A 20,399-nucleotide genomic window follows, 5' to 3' on the forward strand; every position below is an offset into this window, starting at 1 on the left:
TTGATTTCAATGCTGCAACCTGATGCGAGACCGCTATGCACGATCTCGCACGGCGTTGCGCGCGTCCCGCCGGAACCTCAATCCCAAAGTACCGTCTTACCTCACCATGCTTCACGCGGTGGCGTGCGGCAAGACGGCGCCTGGGGCATGCAGCATTGTCAAAAATGCGTTGCGCTCAATCCGAACACGCCGATCAACCCGATGATGATCAGATAGATTGCAACAATAAAGTTGAGGAGGCGCGGTACGACCAGGATCAAAATGCCTGCGATGAGCGCGACCAGCGGACCGAGGCTCAGATGGATATCCATTATTGCTCCTTTGTTTTGATAGAAATTTGACAGAGACGTTGGTTGTAATTGGTTGGACGAAGGCATGCATCACGCGCCACATAACCTGAAACAAGCCGTAATAACGAACGATCAGGAGGTTTCAATGCATTCCGTTTTTACTTCTTCTTCCCCGCGTAGCGCCCCCACGCAAACTTCATGCCGCAACATGAATGTTCTGGTCAAGAGTTTCGCGGCGAGCGTGACGATAGGGCTGTCCCTGGCAGCGGGCCCAGCGTTCGCACAGAGCGCGTCCGACCCGTCCGTGAATCCTGCCGGGTCAGCCGAGAGCAGCGTATATGACCTGCTGGTCGGCACTTATACGGGCAGCGGCAAGAGCGAGGGAATCTATGTCTACCGGTTCGATACCGCCAGCGGCGCCATCACGCGTCTTTCCGCGACGCAAGCGGTGAATCCTTCTTATCTCGTGGTCAGCAAGGACAGGCAGCACGTCTACGCAGTCAACGAATTGCCCGGCGACAACGGTCCCGCATCGCAGCGCGGCGGCATTAGTGCGTTCCGGTTTGACCCGGCGAGCGGCCAGCTCACCTTCGTGAACCGCGTCTCGTCCGATGGCAACGATCCCGCGTACCTTGCGTTGTCCCCTGACGGCAGGTATCTGCTCACGGCGAACTACTCGGTGGCGTCGAACCCGGGCGGCAGCTTCGCCGTTTTCCCGCTGGAGGGCGAACGCGTCCTGCCGTCTGTACTCACGGTTCATCACGACGGCAGCGGTCCCGTGACCGGACGTCAGGATAATTCGCACGTTCATTCCACCGTGTTTTCGCCTGACGGCCGCTATCTATTTGCGCAGGACTTGGGAGCGGACAAGCTGTATTCGTACCGATACACCCCCGACGGGACACGTGGCCTCTTCGGTCCGACCGAATCGCGCTACACGCTGGTGAAACCGGGTTCGGGACCGCGCCACATGATCTTCGACGAAGCCGCCAGACATGCTTACGTGACGACCGAGATGAACGCGTCGGTGATGGTCTACGATTACAACGACGGCAAGCTCACGCTCAAGCAGACCTTGGCCATGACCACGCCCGGTTTCAAAGGAAAGATCGGCGGCGGCGCGATCCATTTGTCGCCGGACGGGCGCTTCCTGTACACGACCAATCGCGGCGATGTCAATGAGATCCTGACCTACGCTGTCAATCCCGCCGATGGTCATCTGAAACTGCTTGGCCGGCGTTCTACGCTCGGCAAGACGCCGCGTGAATTCGCCATCGATCCGACCGGCCGTTGGCTGATCGTCGGCAACCAGGACAGCGACAGCGTCTACTTCTTCAGGCGCAATCCGGAGACGGGGGAACTGGCATCGGATCCGAAGAAACTCGAAATCGGTTCGCCGGTCGATTTCAAGTTCGTTTCGCCTTCCTGACGATCTCCGAACGTAATTGGATCGTATTGATGTGCCGGGCCGCTTTCGTTCCACGCGGCCTGGATTTTGCACAATAAGAGTTTTTCAACCCGCAGTGCCCGCCAGTTGCCGGTATGCAAGGAATCGACCGTTGAACATCATCACAGCATCGAGCAAAGAAACAGACCAGCCCAATGCCGCAGCGCCCGACGACTCGAAGGCGCCGCCTGGCTTCATCTGCGCGTTCCGCTTTTCCGGCGCCGAGGCGCTGCGCCTGTCCTGGGACGAAGCACGCCGGGAGATCGTCGGCGATGGCCCGACCTGGCTGCACCTGAGCGCCAACGACGACACCGTCGAAAGCTGGCTCACCGGCGTCACCGCCATGCCGGATGTGGCGCGGGAATTCCTGAACGGCGAGGACAAGCGGCCGCGCGTTCATATGGGATCGACCTTCATGTACGGCGTGGTCGCGGATCTGGAGCGCGTCGCGGAGACGCCCGACGCCGATCCGAATGCGCAGGCCACGCGCCGGGCAACGGGCGCGCTGCGCTTTTACGTCGATAGAAACCGCATGATCACCGTACGCGCGCAGCCCCTGCAATCGACTGACCGGCTGCGCCATGCGGTGCTGGAAGGCACGATGTTCCGCGACACGGTCGATCTCTTCGCGGGTTTGATCCGCGCGCTGAACGACACGTTTGCGGATCGTATCGATGAAATCGGTGATCGGCTCGACGACGTGGAGGAGGGCGTGCTCGACGGCCGCCATTCAAACTGGCGCGCGGAACTGGGATCGGTGCGAAGGCGGCTGGTGGAGGTGAAGCGGTTTGTCGATCCCGAACGCAATGCGCTCACACAACTCGTGACGCGGCGGCTCGACTGGGCCGAACCGCGCTCGATGGAAACCTTGATCCAGGCCATCCAGGTTTTGAACGGACTCGCCGCGGGGCTTGAAGCGCAGTACGAACGCGCGAAGTTGCTGCAGGACGAGATCGCGGCGCTGCTGTCCGAGGACATCAACCGCAAGCTGCTGTGGCTCGCAATCATGTCCGCGTTGCTGATGCCCGCGACGCTCGTCTCGGGCATCTTCGGCATGAACGTCGCCGGTTTGCCCGGCACGCACGACCACTATTCGTTCGCGGTCGTGATGGGCGTGATGGCGGTTTGCGCGGCCGTCACGCTGTTCCTGCTCAGGCGCTTGCGCTTGTGGTGATGCGTTATTCCGGCTGGCTCGGCGCGAGCACTTCGCGATTGCCGTTGGTTCCCATCGGCGAAACGAGACCCGCCGATTCCATCTGTTCAACGAGCCGCGCGGCACGGTTATAGCCAATCCGCAACTGCCGCTGAACCGACGAAATCGATGCCCGGCGCGTACGCAACACGAACGCGACGGCTTCGTCGTAAAGCGGGTCAGCTTCGGCGTCCTGCGTCTCGCCGAACAAATCAGGCGTGCCGCCTTCGGGCGTCGGCCCCGACAAGATCCCTTCCTCGTACTCCGGCTCGCCGAACTGCTTCAGATACTCGACCACGCTGTGCACTTCTTCATCGGCCACGAACGCGCCGTGCACGCGCTGCGGATAGCCGGTGCCCGGCGGCAGGAACAACATGTCGCCGGCGCCAAGCAGCGATTCCGCGCCCATCTGGTCCAGGATCGTGCGCGAATCGATCTTCGATGAAACCTGGAACGCCACGCGCGTCGGAATGTTCGCCTTGATTAGGCCGGTGATCACATCCACCGATGGCCGCTGCGTCGCAAGGATCAAGTGGATACCCGCCGCCCGCGCCTTTTGCGCCAGGCGCGCGATCAACTGCTCGATCTGCTTGCCCGCGACCATCATCAAGTCGGCGAGTTCGTCGATCACGACCACGATCATCGGCAGCTTGGCGAGCGGTTCGGGCGCATCCGGCGTGAGCGAAAACGGGTTCGTCAGTTTCTTGCCGGCCGCTTCAGCGTTGCGAATCTTCTGGTTGAAGCCCTGCAGGTTACGCACGCCCACAGCCGACATCAGCTTGTAGCGCTTCTCCATCTCGCCAACACACCAGTTGAGCGCGTTCGCGGCGAGCTTCATGTCGGTCACGACCGGCGCGAGCAAGTGCGGAATGCCTTCATACACCGACAATTCCAGCATCTTCGGATCGATCATGATCAGGCGCACGTCTTCCGGTTTTGCCTTGAAGAGCAGCGACAGGATCATCGCGTTGATGGCCACCGATTTGCCCGAGCCCGTGGTGCCCGCGACCAGCATGTGCGGCGCACGAGCGAGGTCGGTGACGACCGGATTGCCGATGATGTCCTTGCCCATCGCGATGGTCAAAAACGACTTGGAATCGCGATACACGTCGGCTTCGAGGATTTCGGAAAGCCGGATCATCTGCCGTTTGGCGTTCGGCAGCTCGAGCCCCATGCAGGTCTTGCCGGGAATGGTCTCGACCACGCGGATCGATGTCAGTCCAAGGCCGCGCGACAGGTCCTTCATCAAGCCCACGATCTGGCTGCCGCGCACGCCGAGCGCCGGTTCGACTTCGAAGCGCGTGATGACCGGTCCCGCCGATGCGCCGACCACCGTGACCGGCACCTTGAATTCCTGCAGGCGCTGCTCGATCAACTGACCGGTAGCGGCGAGATGCTGCTCGGAGACCGGTTCGACTTCGTCGGACGCAGCTTCGAGCAGATCGAGCCCGGGCAGGTCCACCGCAGATGCCGCCGGCGCATGGAACTCGAACTCCGTCGCGATGAAACCACGGACCGGCGCGCGCGGCTCCTGGGGCGCCGGCGGGGTTTGCGTTATGGGCGCAGGCACAGGCGCAACCGCGCGGGGGAAATGCACGACGTTCGATGGATTCGGCGCCTGATCTTCGAGATCGTCTTCTACTTCAGCTTCCTCTTCGATCTCGCTTATTGGCGGCAGGGGAGGGCGGGGCGTGCTTGCCGCTGCATGCCATGCCGGTGTTGCAGCGTGCTCGATGCCTTCGACCGGCGACTCTTCACGGCGAGTGGCCCATGGCGGAATATCGGCGGGCGGCGTCGGTTCCGGTTGCGCGATGGGTGCAGGTTCGTCAACGGCATCGTCCAGATCGATCGATGCGGTGGGCAACGGGTCAGGTTGAGCATCGAGGTCGCTTGCTTGGGCTTCGGGCGGCGTATCGGCGGATGCTGCTTCCGGTGTCGCGCCGAAATCATTGTGCGTCGGAACGGCGGGTGAGTACTCGCCCGCCGCGCTGAACGTCGGCGTCGCGGCAGGAATGGGCGTGGCCGGTTCCTGTGCAACGCTCGCAGGTGGGATTTCCACAGCCGGTGGACCGGCCGTAACGCTTGGAATGCCATTGGCGCGTGTCGTCCACTGCGCTGCCGTCTGCTCGATAGAGCGCAGCGCCTCCTTGATCCGGTCGGGTTCCGGCGGCGGCGCGGCGGGCTTCGCGGGCGCGTTCCCCGCGGAGGACGCGGCCACCGCAAAAAACGATTCCTTGGTGACGACAGGCGCGAAGGTGTTGTTGCGCGAAGCCGCCGCCGATGTGCTCGCCGATGGCCGCATCGATGAATTGCGTGCTGCCTGAGCCGCACGAGCCGCCGACGATCCGATGGAACTGGCCGGCACGCTGCGGGTGATTGTCGATCGCGTTGCATCCGGACGTCGCGGTATGTTCGTCTCGACCTGGCGCTGCGTACTTTGCGTATTCGTCGGGCTCAAAGGCGGCGCAGGCTTCCCTTGCGCTGCGTCCGCCTTCAGCCATCCGGCGGGCGCGACGGGCTCGAGCGGTTCGATTGGCCCAGCGCCGCGACCGTGCAGGTCCCGTCTTTCACCAAACGATGGTTCTATCGGACGCGCAGTCTCGGGGCCGCGCGCCTGACGTTCGGCATCGCTGCGTCGAGCGGGCTGCGGCCGCCAGACCGTCGGGCGTTGATACCGGCTGCCCTGACGGGGTGTGACGGGCGGAATGCCGAGCGGGGGTGCATCGGGTGAAATCCTGCTCGATGAAGCGGCCGCGCCCGCAACGCCGCTCGCTCTTTCCGCTTTCTCCCTTGGCGCTTTCTTGCGCGATGGCTTCTCGCGGACCGCGCGTTCCCTGGGCGCGAAGGAGGCGGGATCGAATCCAAAGCCGAATGCGATGTTCGCCCACGCAAGCACTTCGCGCCACTGGAAGTCGAGGAACCACGGCAGGCCGGTCAACAACACGACGGCCGCGCCGGCACCGACGGCGAGCGCGCCCTCCGGATTGATCACCCCGCTGCGGGATGCGAACGCGTTCAACAATGCATGGCCCAGATGGTCCAGGTCGGTGGCGAAAGCAAAGGAGTGGAACAGGGCGGCTTCGAGCGTGCAACTCGCGAAGAGCACGCAGAAGAAACCGAGCCACAGGCGGATCGTGCCGGGACCGCGCAGGCCGCCGCCGTTGGGCAGGACGGACTTGACGATGCGCCAGAGAAGAGGGATGAACCAGACGGCCGAGATACCGAACCAGCCGAAAACTACCGTGTGCATGCAAGGAACCAGGAATGATGTGAGCGATGTGAGCAGCGAACCAAGGCTCGGAAAAATGCTTGAACCAAAGATAAAACCATACCGCCGAGTTTAACCGTCATGGACCTGGAAATGGTTTGGAGAACCACGCTCGGGTTCTCGTTTTTCCGGTGCGGGCGTCACTCTGAAGAAAACATCCTCAAGGTTGCGTGTGTTCGTTGAACGTCAGCACGTCGCCAGTTTTGAGCGTGATCTGCAACTCCCTTGGCGGGCGCATCTGCACCCCGGTCTTTTCGATGCCGGCCAAGCCTTGCAAGAACGGCTGTTCCAGCGCGCTGGCCGGTCCGGGCGCACATGCCATCCGCGTGCCGGCGAGCGGTCCGAATGTGAGCTTGCCATCGGTCAGGTCGTACGTGCCGGCAAAGCGATTGCAACCAGAGAAGCCGTTTGCGCGGCGCTGGCCGCCATCCGTCGATAGATTCAGCGTAAGGGGCGTGGCGTCCGGAATCTTGCGTGCACGGCCGCTTGCGTCCGTCCAGGTGGCAAGCTGCCATTGGGTATCGTCGAGAAGCTGGGTCGCTGCCGGATTGTACGGATCGGTCGGCGGCGCGGCGCTGTCGGGGTGCGTGGGCAGCGCGCAGCCGGCGAGCGCGCCGCCCAGAACGAGTGCCGCCGTTGAGAAAATAGCCGCCATGGAAAGCCTGGAACGGGCAGAAGCAGCATGGACGTGGCTACGCGCCGAGGGGGGCGCCAGGCGCGAACGGGAAGGCTGCATCGACATGAAAGATCCTCAGGCTGGCAAAACCGTAAGGGTATCGCACTCGTCAGGCGATTGACCAAGGTCGTTTGCATCGGAATCGTTGCGATGTGTAAAGAAATGTCCTGTGCGACTTGCTTTCTGGCATGCAATTTCTTGCGGCGAATGTTCCTGCGCGACAGGTCGCGGATCATGTCCGCAAGGAGGCCGCGTGTTAACATCCCGGGCTTTACTGGCCTCTTTTCCGGAGCATCCATGCAGAGCGCGAAGTCCGCTGCGTCCCCCTTTCAAACCGGCACCATCGGCACGCCGCTCTCGCCCGGCGCGACCCGCGTGATGCTGCTCGGCGCGGGCGAACTCGGCAAGGAAGTGATCATTGCGCTGCAACGGCTCGGCGTGGAAACCATCGCGGTCGACCGTTACGCCGATGCACCCGGCCATCAGGTCGCGCATCGCTCGCACGTGATCGACATGACCGACGGCGCGGCGTTGCGCGCCTTGATCGAAGCCGAGAAGCCGCATTTGATCGTGCCGGAAATCGAGGCCATCGCGACCGACACGCTGGCCGAAATCGAAGCCGAGCAACTCGCCGTCGTGATCCCGACCGCGCGCGCGACCCAGCTCACCATGAACCGCGAAGGCATCCGCCGCCTCGCCGCCGAAACGCTCGGGCTGCCGACGTCGCCTTATGCTTTCGCCGACTCGCTCGACGAGATGAAAGCGGGTATCGGGAAGATCGGGTTCCCGTGCGTGGTGAAACCGGTGATGTCGTCGTCGGGGAAGGGGCAATCGGTGCTCAGAAGTGCCGCCGATATCGAACCCGCCTGGCAACACGCAATGGCCGGCGGCCGCGTGAATCACGGGCGCGTGATCGTGGAGGGGTTTATCGATTTCGACTACGAGATTACACAACTCACCGTGCGCGCGACCAGCCCGGAATCCGGCAATCTGCAGACATATTTCTGCGAGCCGATCGGCCATGTGCAGGTCGCGGGCGATTATGTCGAATCGTGGCAGCCGCAAGCCATGAGCGCAGCGGCGCTGGAGAAGTCGCGCGATGTCGCGGAAAAAGTCACGGCGGCGCTGGGCGGACGCGGCTTGTTCGGCGTCGAATTGTTCGTGCGCGGCGACGACGTCTGGTTCTCCGAAGTCAGCCCGCGACCGCATGACACGGGTCTCGTCACGCTCGCCACACAGCGTTTCTCGGAGTTCGACCTGCACGCTCGCGCGATCCTCGGTCTTCCGGTGGATGCGGCGTTGCGTGCGCCGGGGGCATCGGCGGTGATTTACGGCGGGCTCGACGAAGCGGGCATCAGCTTCGAAGGGGTAGCTGAAGCGCTCGCGGTGCCGGATTCCGACCTGCGCCTCTTCGGCAAGCCGGAGAGTTTTACGAAGCGCCGCATGGGCGTGGCGCTTGCGACCGGACGCGATACTGACGAAGCCCGGGAACGCGCGAAGCTGGCAGCGTCTAAGGTAAGACCCGTCTCCATTCGATGACGGCAACACGCTGCCCGTATCACGGGTTTTGCACGGGCAGCACGGAGGTTCCAAGTGAAATTGTGTGTGTTGGCCGCGTTATGCGCGGTCCTGGCCGGGCTCGGCGGGTGCGGACTGGCAGCGGCGCCGTGCCGTATTGCGTCGGCGGGGCTGAAGATCGTACCGGTGGTCGGTCACGTCGCGGCGGCTCCAACCGACGCGTGCGCCGGGGTGATCGATCCTTGATTGGCGTGCAGCGCGGCGCTTGACCGCACAAACGACGAACAAAAGGATATCGAGATGAAACGAATTTTTGGACGAACGCGCGAGAAAAGGAGGAAGGTCGCCGCCACCCTTGCGGCGCTGTGTGCCGGGTCTGCAGCGCATGTGGCATCTGCCATGCCGCTCACCGTGCCCCAGATCCAGACGGCTACCATGAACACGCTGCGCTACAAGTGCGACGGCGGTCATGCGCTGACAGTCCAGTACATGAACACCAAGAACAAGCAAAGCTTCGCGCTGCTCACCGTGGACGGCCGCAAGATGTTGTTCGTCAACGTGCTCGCCGCGTCCGGTGCGAAATACGTTGGCGACCACTACACGTGGTGGACGAAAGGCCCGGAAGGCACGCTTACCGACGAGACCGCCGACCCGAAAGCCGCGCCCATGCTTGCCGAGTGCAAGACAGGAACCTGATCCGGCCAGTGTGCGGTATGCAGTGAAAGCCCGTTTCGACGTCAATCGAAACGGGCTTTTTGTTTGGCGATCTCGCCGAAAACATAGGCCGGATGGCCAGCGTGAGGGCTCGTCGCGGCATCGAACGGCTATCCGGAGTATGGTTGCCATGGTGATGTGGACTGAGGCGCACGCGCCGCTGGTACGCGAATGTTTTGCGACGCCGGGTGCGTCTGATCGACGTGCCTATCTTTAGACTGAGGCAGAGGCTGACATGCTGAAGAAAACCTATCCGTATTACCTGGCGAACAAAGCCGTGAACGCCAACACAGACCTGGAAGTCACCGATAAATACAGCGGCGAGGTCGCGACCCGCGTGGCAATGGCAGACGCGAAAACAATCGATGCCGCCATCGGCCACGCCGTTGCTGCCCAGCGCGCGATGCGCGAATTCAAGCCATACCAGCGGCAAGCCGTGCTCGACCATTGCGTGAAGCGCTTCCGTGAACGTTTCGATGAACTCGCCGAAGCGCTGTGCATAGAGGCCGGAAAGCCAATCAACGACTCAAAGGGCGAGGTAACGCGTCTTATCGATACCTTCAGGGTGGCGGCCGAGGAATCGGTGCGTATCGACGGCGGCATGATCAACCTGGAGATCGCGCCTCGCGCCGCCGGTTATCACGGCTATTACAAACGCGTGCCGATCGGGCCGTGCTCGTTCATCTCGCCGTTCAATTTTCCGCTGAATCTCACAGCACACAAGGTCGCACCCGCGATCGCCGCCGGTTGTCCGTTCGTGCTGAAACCCGCGAGCCGCACGCCGGTCGGTGCGTTGATCATGGGCGAAGTACTCGCCGAGACCGATTTGCCAAAGGGCGCATTTTCGATTCTCCCGGCGCATCGGGACGGCGCGGATCTTTTCACAACCGACGAACGTTTCCGCTTGTTGTCGTTTACCGGATCTCCTGCGGTCGGCTGGGAGCTGAAGAAAAAAGCCGGCAAGAAGAAGGTGATCCTGGAACTGGGCGGCAACGCGGCGGCCATCGTGGACGGCGACCAGGCCGACCGGCTGGATTACGTAGTGGACCGGCTGACGTTCGGCGCGTTCTACCAGTCGGGGCAAAGTTGTATCGGCGTTCAACGGATCATTGCTCACGCGGATATCTACGATGCGCTGCGCGAAAAGCTCATCGCAAAAACGAAATCGCTGAAGATGGGCGATCCGAAAGACGAAAGCACTTTCGTGGGCCCGATGATCTCGGAATCCGAGTCCAGACGGCTGGCCGGCTGGGTGGAAAGCGCCGTGGCGAGCGGCGCGAGGATCATCGCCGGCGGGAAGGTCGACGGCGCCATGTTCGAAGCGACGTTGCTCGAAGGTGTGAAGCGCGATCAGGATCTGTATCGGAAGGAGGCGTTTGGTCCGGTTGCGATACTCGAAAAGTTCACTGATTTCGCGCAGGCTCTCGAAACGGTCAATGACAGCGATTTCGGCCTGCAGGCCGGTGTTTTCTCCGATAGCCTCACCCACGTGAATCTCGCCTGGGACGAGCTGGAGGTGGGCGGCGTGGTCGTCAACGACGTGCCGTCGTTCCGCGTCGACAACATGCCTTATGGCGGTGTGAAGGATTCCGGGCTCGGGCGCGAAGGGGTCAAATATGCCATCGAGGACATGACCGAACTGCGGCTGATGGTGGTTCGCGATGTGCCGAAACCGGCGCCAGACACCGCGTCGAAGGCGAAATAGCCTGTTGTCGCCGCTGCGCTGTGTCGCCGGAAAGCCCGGCAGGCTGGGCCGGCGGGGTTTTCGCGGCAGCGGGGTACGCGACGCGATCGGTGTGTGGCTGCAAGCGGCGCAGTGCTACAATATCGGGCTTTCCCGTAGTTCGGACGCCACGACTGGCGCGGCTGCGGCGAAGGGCGGGACCGGCATGCTTTCATGTCGGTTGCCGTCGAGGTGGCGCCATGTGAGTCGCTGCCACCCGGCGCGCTACTTGTAACTTGCCGTTTGAGCCGTTTGTACCAGCTGCACGTACTACGCTGTCCGGCTGAATTAGTACGGACCTGGCAACAATTCGCAGAGGTCGAAACCTTGCGAATTCGAAGTCCGCGCGTTGATCGTCGATTGCCAGTTGCAAGGCGAAACACGCGGCTTCTTTCTTCACGATGTCCATGAGCGGTGGAATGACCGCTCGCGCGCCGCTCCGGCGCATTTTTAGCGAAAGCGAAAGCCACCAAAGTCACCATGTCCGATCCCGTCGTCACGAACCCGTCCGCCGCTCAATCCGACGCACCCGGCGCTGAAATCAGCGCTACGCCTCACGTACCCGAGGCTGCAGCGCCTGCTCCCGTGCCTACATTCGACCAGTTCGGCCTGTCCGCCGACATCCTGCGCGCAGTCGTCGAATCCGGCTACACGATCCCTACGCCCATCCAGGCGCAGGCCATTCCGGTGGTCCTTGCAGGCCGCGACGTCATGGGCGCCGCGCAAACCGGTACGGGCAAGACTGCAAGTTTCTCGCTGCCGATCATCCAGCGCCTGCTGCCAATGGCCAGCACGAGCGCATCGCCTGCCCGGCACCCCGTGCGCGCGCTGATCCTCACGCCCACACGTGAGCTCGCCGATCAGGTCGCCGCCAACGTGCAGGCTTATTCCAAGCACACGCCGCTGCGCAGTACGGTGGTGTTCGGCGGTGTCGACATGAATCCGCAGTCGGAAGCCTTGCGGCGCGGCGTGGAAATCCTGATCGCAACGCCCGGGCGCTTGCTCGACCACGTTCAGCAAAAGACGCTGAATCTCGGTCAGGTACAGATGCTCGTGCTGGACGAAGCCGACCGCATGCTCGACATGGGTTTCCTGCCGGATTTGCAGCGCATCCTGAACCTGCTGCCGAAGGAGCGCCAGACGCTGCTGTTTTCGGCCACGTTCTCGGGCGAAATCAAGAAACTGGCAGCGACTTATTTGCGCAATCCGCAAACCATCGAAGTCGCACGCAGCAATTCCACGAACGCGAACGTGCGGCAAATCGTGTTCGAAGTCGCTGAAAGCGACAAGTCGGGCGCGGTAACGCAGTTGATTCGCGAGCGCGGGCTGAAGCAGGTGCTGGTGTTCTGTAACAGCAAGATCGGCGCAAGCCGTCTCGCACGCGTGCTCGAAAAAGACGGAATCATCGCGACGGCCATCCACGGCGATCGCACGCAGGGCGAGCGCATGCAGGCACTCGATGCGTTCAAGAAAGGCGAGATCGAAGCGCTGGTCGCGACCGACGTTGCCGCGCGTGGCCTCGACATCACCGATTTGCCGGCAGTGATCAATTTCGACCTGCCGTTCAGCGCGGAAGACTACGTTCACCGTATTGGCCGGACCGGACGGGCGGGTGCGACGGGCGACGCGTTGTCGCTGTGCAGCCCGAACGAGCGCAAGCAACTCGCCGATATCGAAAAGCTGATCAAGCGGCCGCTCGAAGTCATGACGCTGAAGGTCGATGTCCCGGTGCGGCGCGAATCGTCTCCGGGTCGCCGCGACGAACGGCCGGCCCGCGCCGAACGCGGTGAATCCCGGCATGCACGCAGCGAGGAGCCGCGCCGCCGTTCTACATCGTTCGAACGTTCGCATTCGCGCCAGCAACCGGTCGATGACTTTTTCCTGAAGCCGTACGTAGCGTCGCCGGCATCGGCGAGGAAAGCACAGGACGAGGCAGCGGCGGAAGCCGAGCGCAAGAATACGCCGCGTCAGCCGTTGGCTGCGTTGCTGGGCGGATTGGGCATGCCGCGCAGGACGCCGTCGGAGTCTTGATGGGTTCGTGGGAGTGTGTAGCGAAGAAAGCGGCCGCGATGCCGCTTTTTGCTTTTTGAAGATTACGAAACTACGGCCCGAACCTTTGCGCCCATTGAGTCGTGGCGTCCAAGAAAAAAGCTTCAAGCGATCCGGCGGGCAAGGGTTCCAGGCTGAGATGCCTCGCTGCTTGCGTCAATGCTGCGAGCGGTTTGGCCGTGTCCAGTGCCGTTGCGCCGGTTTGTTTGCTGAGCTTCTCGCCGTGGTCATTCTCGACCACGGGCACGTGCAGATAAGCGGGCGTAGGCACATCGAGGCATCGCTGCAAATAGATCTGGCGCGCGGTCGAATCCAGCAAGTCTGCGCCGCGAACAACATGCGTGATGCCGCAATCTGCATCGTCTACTACAACTGCGAGTTGATACGCCCATTCGCCATCGGCGCGCTTGAGCACGAAGTCGCCTACTTCCGTTGCAAGATCCTGCGTCTGCGTTCCCTGCCAGCGATCCTCGAAAGTGAATACGGCGGCGTCTCCGTCCGGCACGCGCATTCGCCAGGCGCGCGGCGGCTTGCCATGCAATCCGTCGCGGCAGATCCCTGGATAAGCGAGCGTGGCGTGCCGCAAGTGAGCATGCGCGAGCGAATCGGCTATCTCGCGGCGCGTGCATCCACAGGGAAACACAAATCCCGCCGATAACAACTGGTCGAACGCTCTCTGATACGCGTCCTCGCGTTGACTTTGCCAAATGGGTTTCTCGTCGGAATGCATGCCGAACCTGCGCAGCGTTTCGAGGATATCGTCAGCCGCGCCGGCTACTGTGCGCGGACCGTCCACGTCTTCGATCCGCACGAGCCATGTGCCGCGATGGGCGCGTGCGTCGAGGAAACTGGCCAGCGCGCTCACCAGCGAACCGAAATGCAGCGGTCCGGTGGGGGAAGGCGCAAATCGCCCGCGATAGCCTTGTCCGGCGTTCATTGGCTGAGCCTGCTTATTGGCATCGCTCCAAAAAGAACCAGCCACGCGGGCGCGGCCCTCATGCCTTGTGTCGCTGCTCGCCGGGGCCGGGGAAAGACGCCCGGCCATCGGCGGTGATTGCGGCGTGCGCTTCGTCGCTGTTTGCAGCCTCGTCTTCCGCGCCCGCGGCATCGCCACTTTGCGGATTTGCCGCCGGCTCGAGCGCCGCATTCAACGCCGTCCGATGATCGAACACAAAACACTCGCCATGGTAATGCGCGCCGCCAACTTCCTCGAAGTATTTGAGAATGCCGCCTTCGAGCTGATACACGTGGTCAATGCCCACTTCCTTCATGTGGATCGCTGCCTTCTCGCAGCGGATTCCTCCGGTGCAAAACGATACCACCGTCTTGCCTTCCAGTTCCGCGCGGTGCGCTTCGATCACGTCCGGAAATTCGCTGAATTTGTCGATGCGGTAATCGAGCGCCTGATCGAACGTGCCCACGTCGACTTCGAACGCATTGCGCGTGTCGAGCATCACGACCGGACGGCCTTCGTCGTCATATCCACGGTCGAGCCACGACTTGAGCCGGGCTGCGGGGACGGACGGCGCACGGCCCAGTTCCGGTTTGATCGCCGGCTTTTTCATGGTGATGATCTCGCGCTTGAGTTTCACCAGCATCTTGCCGAACGGCTGCGTGGCCGAGATGCTTTCCTTGAATTCCAGGTCCGCGAATTTGCCTTCGAAGAGCGCGTCCGTGCGCAGGTAGTGCATGAATGCATGGATAGGTTCCGGCGCGCCCGCGACAAACAGATTGATGCCTTCGGGCGCGAGCAGGATCGTCCCGCGAAGGCCAAGCGCCGCGCAGCGCTCTACAAGCAACGGCCGCCAGTCGGCGCCGCTCTCGATGCTCACGAATTTATATGCCGAAAGATTGATGATGCTCATGACGCAAATGCTCTTAAAGTGCTTGAAAACGGGCGTTGCCGGGCGAAAAAGCGGGTTCGACGAGCGGAACCGGCATCTGTCGAATCCGTATTATCTCGCAAACGGCCCGCGCTTCCGACTCGGCCGTTCGGCTAACGAGTACACGTCGATGCGGCACTTTTTTCATCATGCGGATCGATCTTGCGGAACCATAGGTCGAATGGCTAACGCGCGCTTTCAAGGCTATTTTCGCGAATAGGCGCATGTACAATATCGTTCATGTCAGATCCCCGCTTTGTCCATCTTCGTGTTCACTCCGAATTCTCGATTGCCGACGGCATCGTGCGCCTTGACGACGTCGTCAAGGCCGCAGCCAAGGACGGCCAGGGCGCGCTCGCGCTGACCGATCTCGGCAATGCATTCGGCCTCGTCAGGTTCTACAAGGAAGCGCGCAGCAAGGGCGTGAAGCCCATTGCCGGCTGCGACGTCTGGATCACCAATCCAGCGGATCGCGACAAGCCCGCGCGTTTGCTCTTGCTCGTCAAGAATCAGCGCGGTTATCTGAACCTGTGCGAACTCCTGTCGAAAGCGTGGCTGACGAACCAGTATCGTGGGCGCGCGGAAGTCGAGTACGAATGGCTCGAAGGCGGGTTGTCGGAAGGATTGCTGGCGCTGTCAGGCGCGCAGCATGGCGACATTGGCATGGCGTTCGCCGCCGGTAACGACCAGGCAGCGCAACGTCACGCAGAGCGCTGGGCGAAGCTGTTCCCGAATGCGTTTTACATCGAGTTGCAGAGGGCCGGGCACCCGGGCGGCGAGACCTATATCCAGCAGGCTGTCGCGCTCGCCGCGCAGTTGCAGCTGCCGGTCGTCGCCACGCATCCCATGCAGTTCATGACGCCGGACGACTTTACGGCGCACGAAGCGCGCGTGTGTATTTCCGAAGGAGACATGCTCGCCAATCCGCGTCGTCAGAAGCGCTTTACGACCGAGCAATATTTCCGTACGCAAGAGGAAATGTGCGCGTTGTTCGCGGACATTCCATCAGCATTAACGAACACCGTCGAAATTGCGAAGCGCTGCAATCTCAAGCTCGAACTTGGCAAGCCGAAACTGCCGCTGTTCCCGACGCCCGACGGCATGTCGCTCGACGACTACCTCGTGCATTTGTCGAAGGAAGGGCTCGAGAAACGCCTGGCCCAGCTCTACCCCGACGAAGCCGCGCGCGAAGCGCAGCGCGAGACGTATTACGCGCGCCTGGAATTCGAGTGCAAGACCATCATCGGCATGGGCTTCCCGGGCTACTTCCTGATCGTCGCCGACTTCATCATGTGGGCGAAGAACAATGGTGTGCCGGTCGGGCCGGGCCGGGGATCGGGCGCCGGCTCGCTCGTCGCGTATGCGTTGTTCATTACCGACCTGGATCCGCTCAAGTACAACCTGCTGTTCGAACGGTTCCTGAATCCGGACCGCGTGTCCATGCCTGACTTCGATATCGACTTCTGTCAGGAAGGGCGGGACCGCGTCATTCAATACGTGAAGCAGAAGTACGGGGCTGACGCCGTATCGCAGATCGCGACGTTCGGTACGATGGCCGCGAAGGCCGCCGTGCGCGACATTGGACGGGTGCTCGATCTGGGCTACATGTTCACCGATGGCATCGCCAAGCTGATTCCGTTCAAGCCGGGCAAGCACGTGACCATCGCGGACGCGTTGAAGGAAGAGCCGACGCTGCAGGAACGCTTCGACAACGAAGACGAAGTGCATCAGTTGATCGAGCTGGCGCAACGTGTGGAAGGGCTCACGCGCAACGTCGGCATGCATGCGGGCGGCGTGCTGATCGCGCCGGGCAAGCTCACGGACTTCTGCCCGCTCTACACGCAGGGCGAAGACGGCGGCGTGGTCAGCCAGTACGACAAGGACGACGTGGAAGCGGTCGGGCTCGTGAAGTTCGACTTCTTGGGCCTGACCACGCTCACCATTCTCGACTGGGCTGAACGGTATATCCGCCGGCTGGATCCATCGAAGAAAGACTGGAATCTGTCGCAGGTTCCGCTAGACGATCCCGCTTCGTTCCAGATCCTTAAGAAAGCGAATACGGTCGCCGTATTCCAGCTTGAAAGCCGCGGCATGCAGGGCATGCTGAAGGACGCGCAGCCTGACCGGTTCGAGGACATCATCGCGCTGGTGGCGTTGTATCGACCGGGCCCGATGGACCTGATCCCGAGCTTCTGCGCGCGTAAGCATGGCCGCGAAATCGTCGAGTATCCGGACCCGCGCGTGGAATCCGTCCTGAAAGAGACCTACGGCATCATGGTCTATCAGGAGCAGGTGATGCAGATGGCGCAGATCATCGGCGGATACTCGCTCGGTGGCGCCGACTTGCTGCGGCGCGCGATGGGCAAGAAGAAGGCCGAGGAAATGGCCGAGCATCGCGAACTGTTCCGGCAGGGCGCGGCGAAGAATGGACTGACCGCGGTCAAGGCCGACGAAATCTTCGACTTGATGGAGAAGTTCGCCGGCTACGGTTTCAACAAGTCGCACGCGGCCGCCTACGCGTTGCTCGCGTATTTCACGGCGTGGCTGAAGGCGCATCATCCAGCCGAATTCATGGCGGCCAACATGTCGCTCGCCATGGACGACACGGACAAGGTCAAGATCCTGTTCGAGGATTGCCTCGTCAACAAGATGGTCGTGTTGCCGCCGGACATCAACCAGTCGGCGTACCGGTTCGAGCCAGTGCCCGAAGCCGATGGCAAGCGTTCGAAGACCATCCGGTACGGACTCGGTGCGGTGAAGGGCAGCGGGCAGAGTGCTATCGAAGAAATCTTGCGGGCGCGCGACGAAGCGCCGTTCACGGATATCTTCGACTTCTGCACACGCGTGGATCGGCGCATGGTGAACCGGCGCACGGTGGAAGCGCTGATTCGCGCCGGCGCGTTCGATTCGCTGCATGACAATCGGGCGCAACTGATTGCATCGGTGCCGCTCGCCATGGAAGCGGCGGATCAGGCCGCGGCGAACGCCATGCAGTCCGGTCTCTTCGACATGGGCGACGAACCGCAACAAGGTCACGAACTCGTCGACGAACCCATGTGGTCGGACAAGAAGCGCTTGCAGGAAGAGAAGAGCGCGCTGGGTTTCTATTTGTCGGGCCATCTCTTCGACGCCTACAAGACCGAAGTCCGCCGTTTCGTCCGCCAGAAGATCGGCGAGTTGAAGGAAGGGCGCGAGAAGCTGGTTGCGGGCGTGATCACGACCATGCGCACGCAGATGACCCAGCGCGGCAAGATGCTGATCGTCAATCTCGACGATGGCACCGGCCAGTGCGAAGTCACTGTGTTCAACGAGCAGTTCGAGGCGAACAAGGCGCTCTACAAGGAAGACGAGTTGCTGGTCGTGCAGGGTCAGGCGCGCAACGACGCGTTCACCGGCGGCATTCGTTTTACGGTTGAAGCGGCAATGGATCTGGAGCGCGCGCGCAGCAAATACGCGCAATCCGTGAAGGTCGAAATGAACGGCAACGCGGACGCTTTGCGATTGAAGAAGGTGCTGGAAGCGCATAGCGCACCGCCCGAGCAGGCTGCGGCGCCCGCTGCTGTTCAGCCCTCATCGCGGGGCGGCTTCAGAGGCGGCGATCGCGATGGCGGCGGCCGTGGTCAGCGCGTGCCGGTCCCAATCCCGAATGGCCTGAACGTGAGCATCCTGTACCGAAGCGAACACGCGGAAGGCGAAGTGCGGCTTGGCGACGAATGGCGGGTGAAACCAACCGACGACCTCATCACGGCGTTGCGCGGAGAGTTCGCGGGAAGCTCCATCGAAATCGTTTATTGATGCGCGCCGGGACCGACGCGCGGCCAAGTCTCGGCATCTCCGCCAATGCGCTCAAACAAAGCGGCGGCCTCGAGCGTTACGCGCTGGACCTGGTTCGCGGGCTCAACGCGGCTGGTTACGCAGGCGAGCGCAAGCCGGCGTTTTTTGCCCGCAAGATCGACACTTCTCAGCCCGAAAGCGCGATGGTTGCGGCGCACAGGATCAACGTATCCTTGCTGCCGTCCAAGCTGCGCGATTCCTATTTCAACTGGGCGTTGAAGCGTGCGCGCAAGAAGGCGCAAGTCGATGTGCTGATTGGCTGCAATCGCGTGGAGTCTTCGGAGATCGCGATTTGCGGCGGTACGCACATCGGTTTCCTGGCCGCGACCGGACGTCATGAACGTCCCTCTGACACGCGTCAGATCAAGATCGAGCGTTTGCAGTATCAGCAGGCCACGGTGATCGTCGCGCACTCGGAGATGATGCGCGACGAGTTGCGCGCGCTCTACGCCGTGCCCGATTCGAAGATCCGTGTGCTTTATCCGCCCGTGGATGGCGCGCGTTTCTCGCCGGTATCCGCCGAAAAACGCGTGGAGCTGCGCAAGCAGTTCGGTTTCGCCAATAACGAGATCATCCTGCTGTTTCCATCCAGTAGTCACGAGCGCAAGGGTTTGCCGCTGATCGACGCGGCGTTGCGCGACAGCGGCTTGCCCGTGGTGATCGCAGTCGCGGGAAGGCCGCCTGTGCAGACATCGGAAACGCTCCGATATATCGGATACGCGAAGAACATCGAGGACGCGTATCGGGCGGCGGACTTCACGATTCTTGCATCTTCGTATGAACCGTTCGGGCTAGTGGGTATCGAGTCGGTGATGTGCGGAACACCGGTGATTTTCCCGACGAGCATCGGCTGCGTCAGCGCGATTGCTGACAACGCCAAATTCACGTTTCAGCCCGGCAATGCCGATGATCTGCGCCGCGCGGTGCAGCGCGCGCTTGCAGCAAAACCGGCGAATGCATCGGCCGAATCCATTCTCTACGACACGAGCATCGCGGCGCACGTCAGCGCCTTGCTGGAACTCGCCGTCAGTGCGGCTGGTTCAACTGTGACAGTTTGAGAAAGCGGTAATACACGGTCTGCGCGTTGAACACCGCGATCATGAAACCGGCGCGGCCATCGAGAAAACCACGGCGCAGGAAATAGGTCCGCACGAACGCCCATGCACCGCGCAGCACCGCGGTGCTGAAGCTGCCGCGCTTGCCCGCCGCGTGACGTTGTTGTGCACCGGCCGTCGAGTACGTATCGAGCTTGCGCAGCACGGTCTCGAAGTCCTCGTAAGAGTAATGCATCAGCTTGCCGTTCAAGCGCGCGACCTTTGTTGCGTCCGGTTGTGTGAGCACGAGCCGCTCGTGCACGAGATCATCGGAGAAACGCGCCGTGCCGCGTTTGAAGAGCCTGGGAATCCAGTCCGGATACCAGCCGCTGTGGCGAATCCAGTTCCCGCAAAAATTCGATAAACGGTCGACCGCGTAGACATCGGCCTGTGGCTTGGCGAGCGCTTCTCGGATCGCCAGGCCCAGTTCGGGCGACACGATTTCATCGGCGTCGATCGACAATATCCAGTCTGTTGTCAGCGCATCGAGCGCGCGGTTTTTCTGCGGGCCGAAGCCGGGCCAGTCCGGCGCGTCTATCACACGGGCACGATGCGCCTCGGCGATCCCGGCGGTAGCGTCGGTGCTGCCGCCATCGATCACGACGATTTCATCGGCGAACGCGACTGCCTCGAGGCATTGCGCGAGTCGGGCCGCAGCATTGAACGTGATAAGGGCGATGCCGAGCGTTGGGCGGGTCATGGGGCGTGAAA

Annotated in this window: 15 protein-coding genes; 9 read left to right on the top strand and 6 right to left on the bottom strand. The window is 62.0% G+C overall.

The annotated features are described in order from the left end of the window. Nucleotides 1-158: 158 nt before the first annotated feature. On the bottom strand, nucleotides 159-311 hold the full coding sequence (locus AX768_RS31870) for a DUF3096 domain-containing protein (protein WP_075360510.1): 153 nt from the start codon (nucleotides 309-311) through the stop codon (nucleotides 159-161). 187 nt (nucleotides 312-498) lie between these two features. On the opposite strand from AX768_RS31870, the gene AX768_RS04555 reads away from it, so the two are divergent. Then, complete coding sequence (locus AX768_RS04555; RefSeq protein WP_061998964.1) at nucleotides 499-1,719, top strand: lactonase family protein; 1,221 nt, start codon at nucleotides 499-501, stop codon at nucleotides 1,717-1,719. 130 nt (nucleotides 1,720-1,849) lie between these two features. Next, nucleotides 1,850-2,911: a transporter gene (locus tag AX768_RS04560; protein WP_231941320.1), complete on the top strand. Its 1,062-nt coding sequence runs from the start codon at nucleotides 1,850-1,852 to the stop codon at nucleotides 2,909-2,911. Nucleotides 2,912-2,915: 4 nt separating this feature from the next. On the opposite strand, the gene AX768_RS04565 is transcribed toward AX768_RS04560, so the two are convergent. After that, nucleotides 2,916-6,179, bottom strand: coding sequence for an FtsK/SpoIIIE family DNA translocase (locus AX768_RS04565; RefSeq protein ID WP_061998965.1), 3,264 nt, complete (start codon nucleotides 6,177-6,179; stop codon nucleotides 2,916-2,918). A gap of 178 nt (nucleotides 6,180-6,357) precedes the next feature. Further along, complete coding sequence (locus tag AX768_RS04570) at nucleotides 6,358-6,933, bottom strand: META domain-containing protein (RefSeq protein WP_442857252.1); 576 nt, start codon at nucleotides 6,931-6,933, stop codon at nucleotides 6,358-6,360. Between the two features lie 237 nt (nucleotides 6,934-7,170). Here AX768_RS04570 and purT point away from each other — a divergent pair, with 237 nt between their 5' ends. The 5 genes from purT to AX768_RS04595 all read left to right on the top strand — a co-directional run bounded on the left by purT (nucleotide 7,171) and on the right by AX768_RS04595 (nucleotide 12,859). Next, on the top strand, nucleotides 7,171-8,412 hold the full coding sequence (gene purT / locus AX768_RS04575; protein WP_061998967.1) for a formate-dependent phosphoribosylglycinamide formyltransferase: 1,242 nt from the start codon (nucleotides 7,171-7,173) through the stop codon (nucleotides 8,410-8,412). Nucleotides 8,413-8,466: 54 nt separating this feature from the next. Further along, nucleotides 8,467-8,637 (top strand): DUF6726 family protein, encoded by a 171-nt coding sequence (locus tag AX768_RS33215; protein WP_172811922.1) that lies wholly within the window; start codon nucleotides 8,467-8,469, stop codon nucleotides 8,635-8,637. Between the two features lie 54 nt (nucleotides 8,638-8,691). Continuing rightward, complete coding sequence (locus tag AX768_RS04585) at nucleotides 8,692-9,087, top strand: MliC family protein (RefSeq protein WP_062000776.1); 396 nt, start codon at nucleotides 8,692-8,694, stop codon at nucleotides 9,085-9,087. A gap of 253 nt (nucleotides 9,088-9,340) precedes the next feature. Then, on the top strand, nucleotides 9,341-10,810 hold the full coding sequence (locus tag AX768_RS04590) for an aldehyde dehydrogenase family protein (RefSeq protein WP_061998969.1): 1,470 nt from the start codon (nucleotides 9,341-9,343) through the stop codon (nucleotides 10,808-10,810). Nucleotides 10,811-11,308: 498 nt separating this feature from the next. Continuing rightward, the gene (locus tag AX768_RS04595) at nucleotides 11,309-12,859 is read left to right on the top strand and encodes a DEAD/DEAH box helicase (RefSeq protein ID WP_082771394.1); all 1,551 of its coding nucleotides are present in this window, start codon (nucleotides 11,309-11,311) and stop codon (nucleotides 12,857-12,859) included. 70 nt (nucleotides 12,860-12,929) lie between these two features. On the opposite strand, the gene gluQRS is transcribed toward AX768_RS04595, so the two are convergent. After that, nucleotides 12,930-13,814, bottom strand: a complete 885-nt coding sequence (gluQRS, locus tag AX768_RS04600; RefSeq protein ID WP_061998970.1) for a tRNA glutamyl-Q(34) synthetase GluQRS — start codon at nucleotides 13,812-13,814, stop codon at nucleotides 12,930-12,932. 58 nt (nucleotides 13,815-13,872) lie between these two features. After that, nucleotides 13,873-14,742 carry a sulfurtransferase gene (locus AX768_RS04605; RefSeq protein ID WP_082778748.1) on the bottom strand — a complete coding sequence of 290 codons (870 nt, stop codon included), beginning with the start codon at nucleotides 14,740-14,742 and terminating at the stop codon, nucleotides 13,873-13,875. 249 nt (nucleotides 14,743-14,991) lie between these two features. Here AX768_RS04605 and dnaE point away from each other — a divergent pair, with 249 nt between their 5' ends. Together dnaE and AX768_RS04620 are read left to right on the top strand one after the other, a co-directional pair. After that, nucleotides 14,992-18,555 carry a DNA polymerase III subunit alpha gene (gene dnaE / locus AX768_RS04615; protein WP_172811965.1) on the top strand — a complete coding sequence of 1,188 codons (3,564 nt, stop codon included), beginning with the start codon at nucleotides 14,992-14,994 and terminating at the stop codon, nucleotides 18,553-18,555. Next, nucleotides 18,555-19,652: a glycosyltransferase family 4 protein gene (locus tag AX768_RS04620; RefSeq protein ID WP_061998973.1), complete on the top strand. Its 1,098-nt coding sequence runs from the start codon at nucleotides 18,555-18,557 to the stop codon at nucleotides 19,650-19,652. The genes dnaE and AX768_RS04620 overlap by 1 nt, the downstream gene beginning before the upstream one ends. On the opposite strand, the gene AX768_RS04625 is transcribed toward AX768_RS04620, so the two are convergent. Continuing rightward, nucleotides 19,621-20,388, bottom strand: a complete 768-nt coding sequence (locus tag AX768_RS04625; RefSeq protein WP_061998974.1) for a glycosyltransferase family 2 protein — start codon at nucleotides 20,386-20,388, stop codon at nucleotides 19,621-19,623. The genes AX768_RS04620 and AX768_RS04625 overlap by 32 nt on opposite strands. Nucleotides 20,389-20,399: the final 11 nt, after the last annotated feature.

This window comes from Burkholderia sp. PAMC 28687 (assembly GCF_001577465.1).
In the GTDB taxonomy this organism is placed as follows: Bacteria; Pseudomonadota; Gammaproteobacteria; order Burkholderiales; family Burkholderiaceae; genus Caballeronia.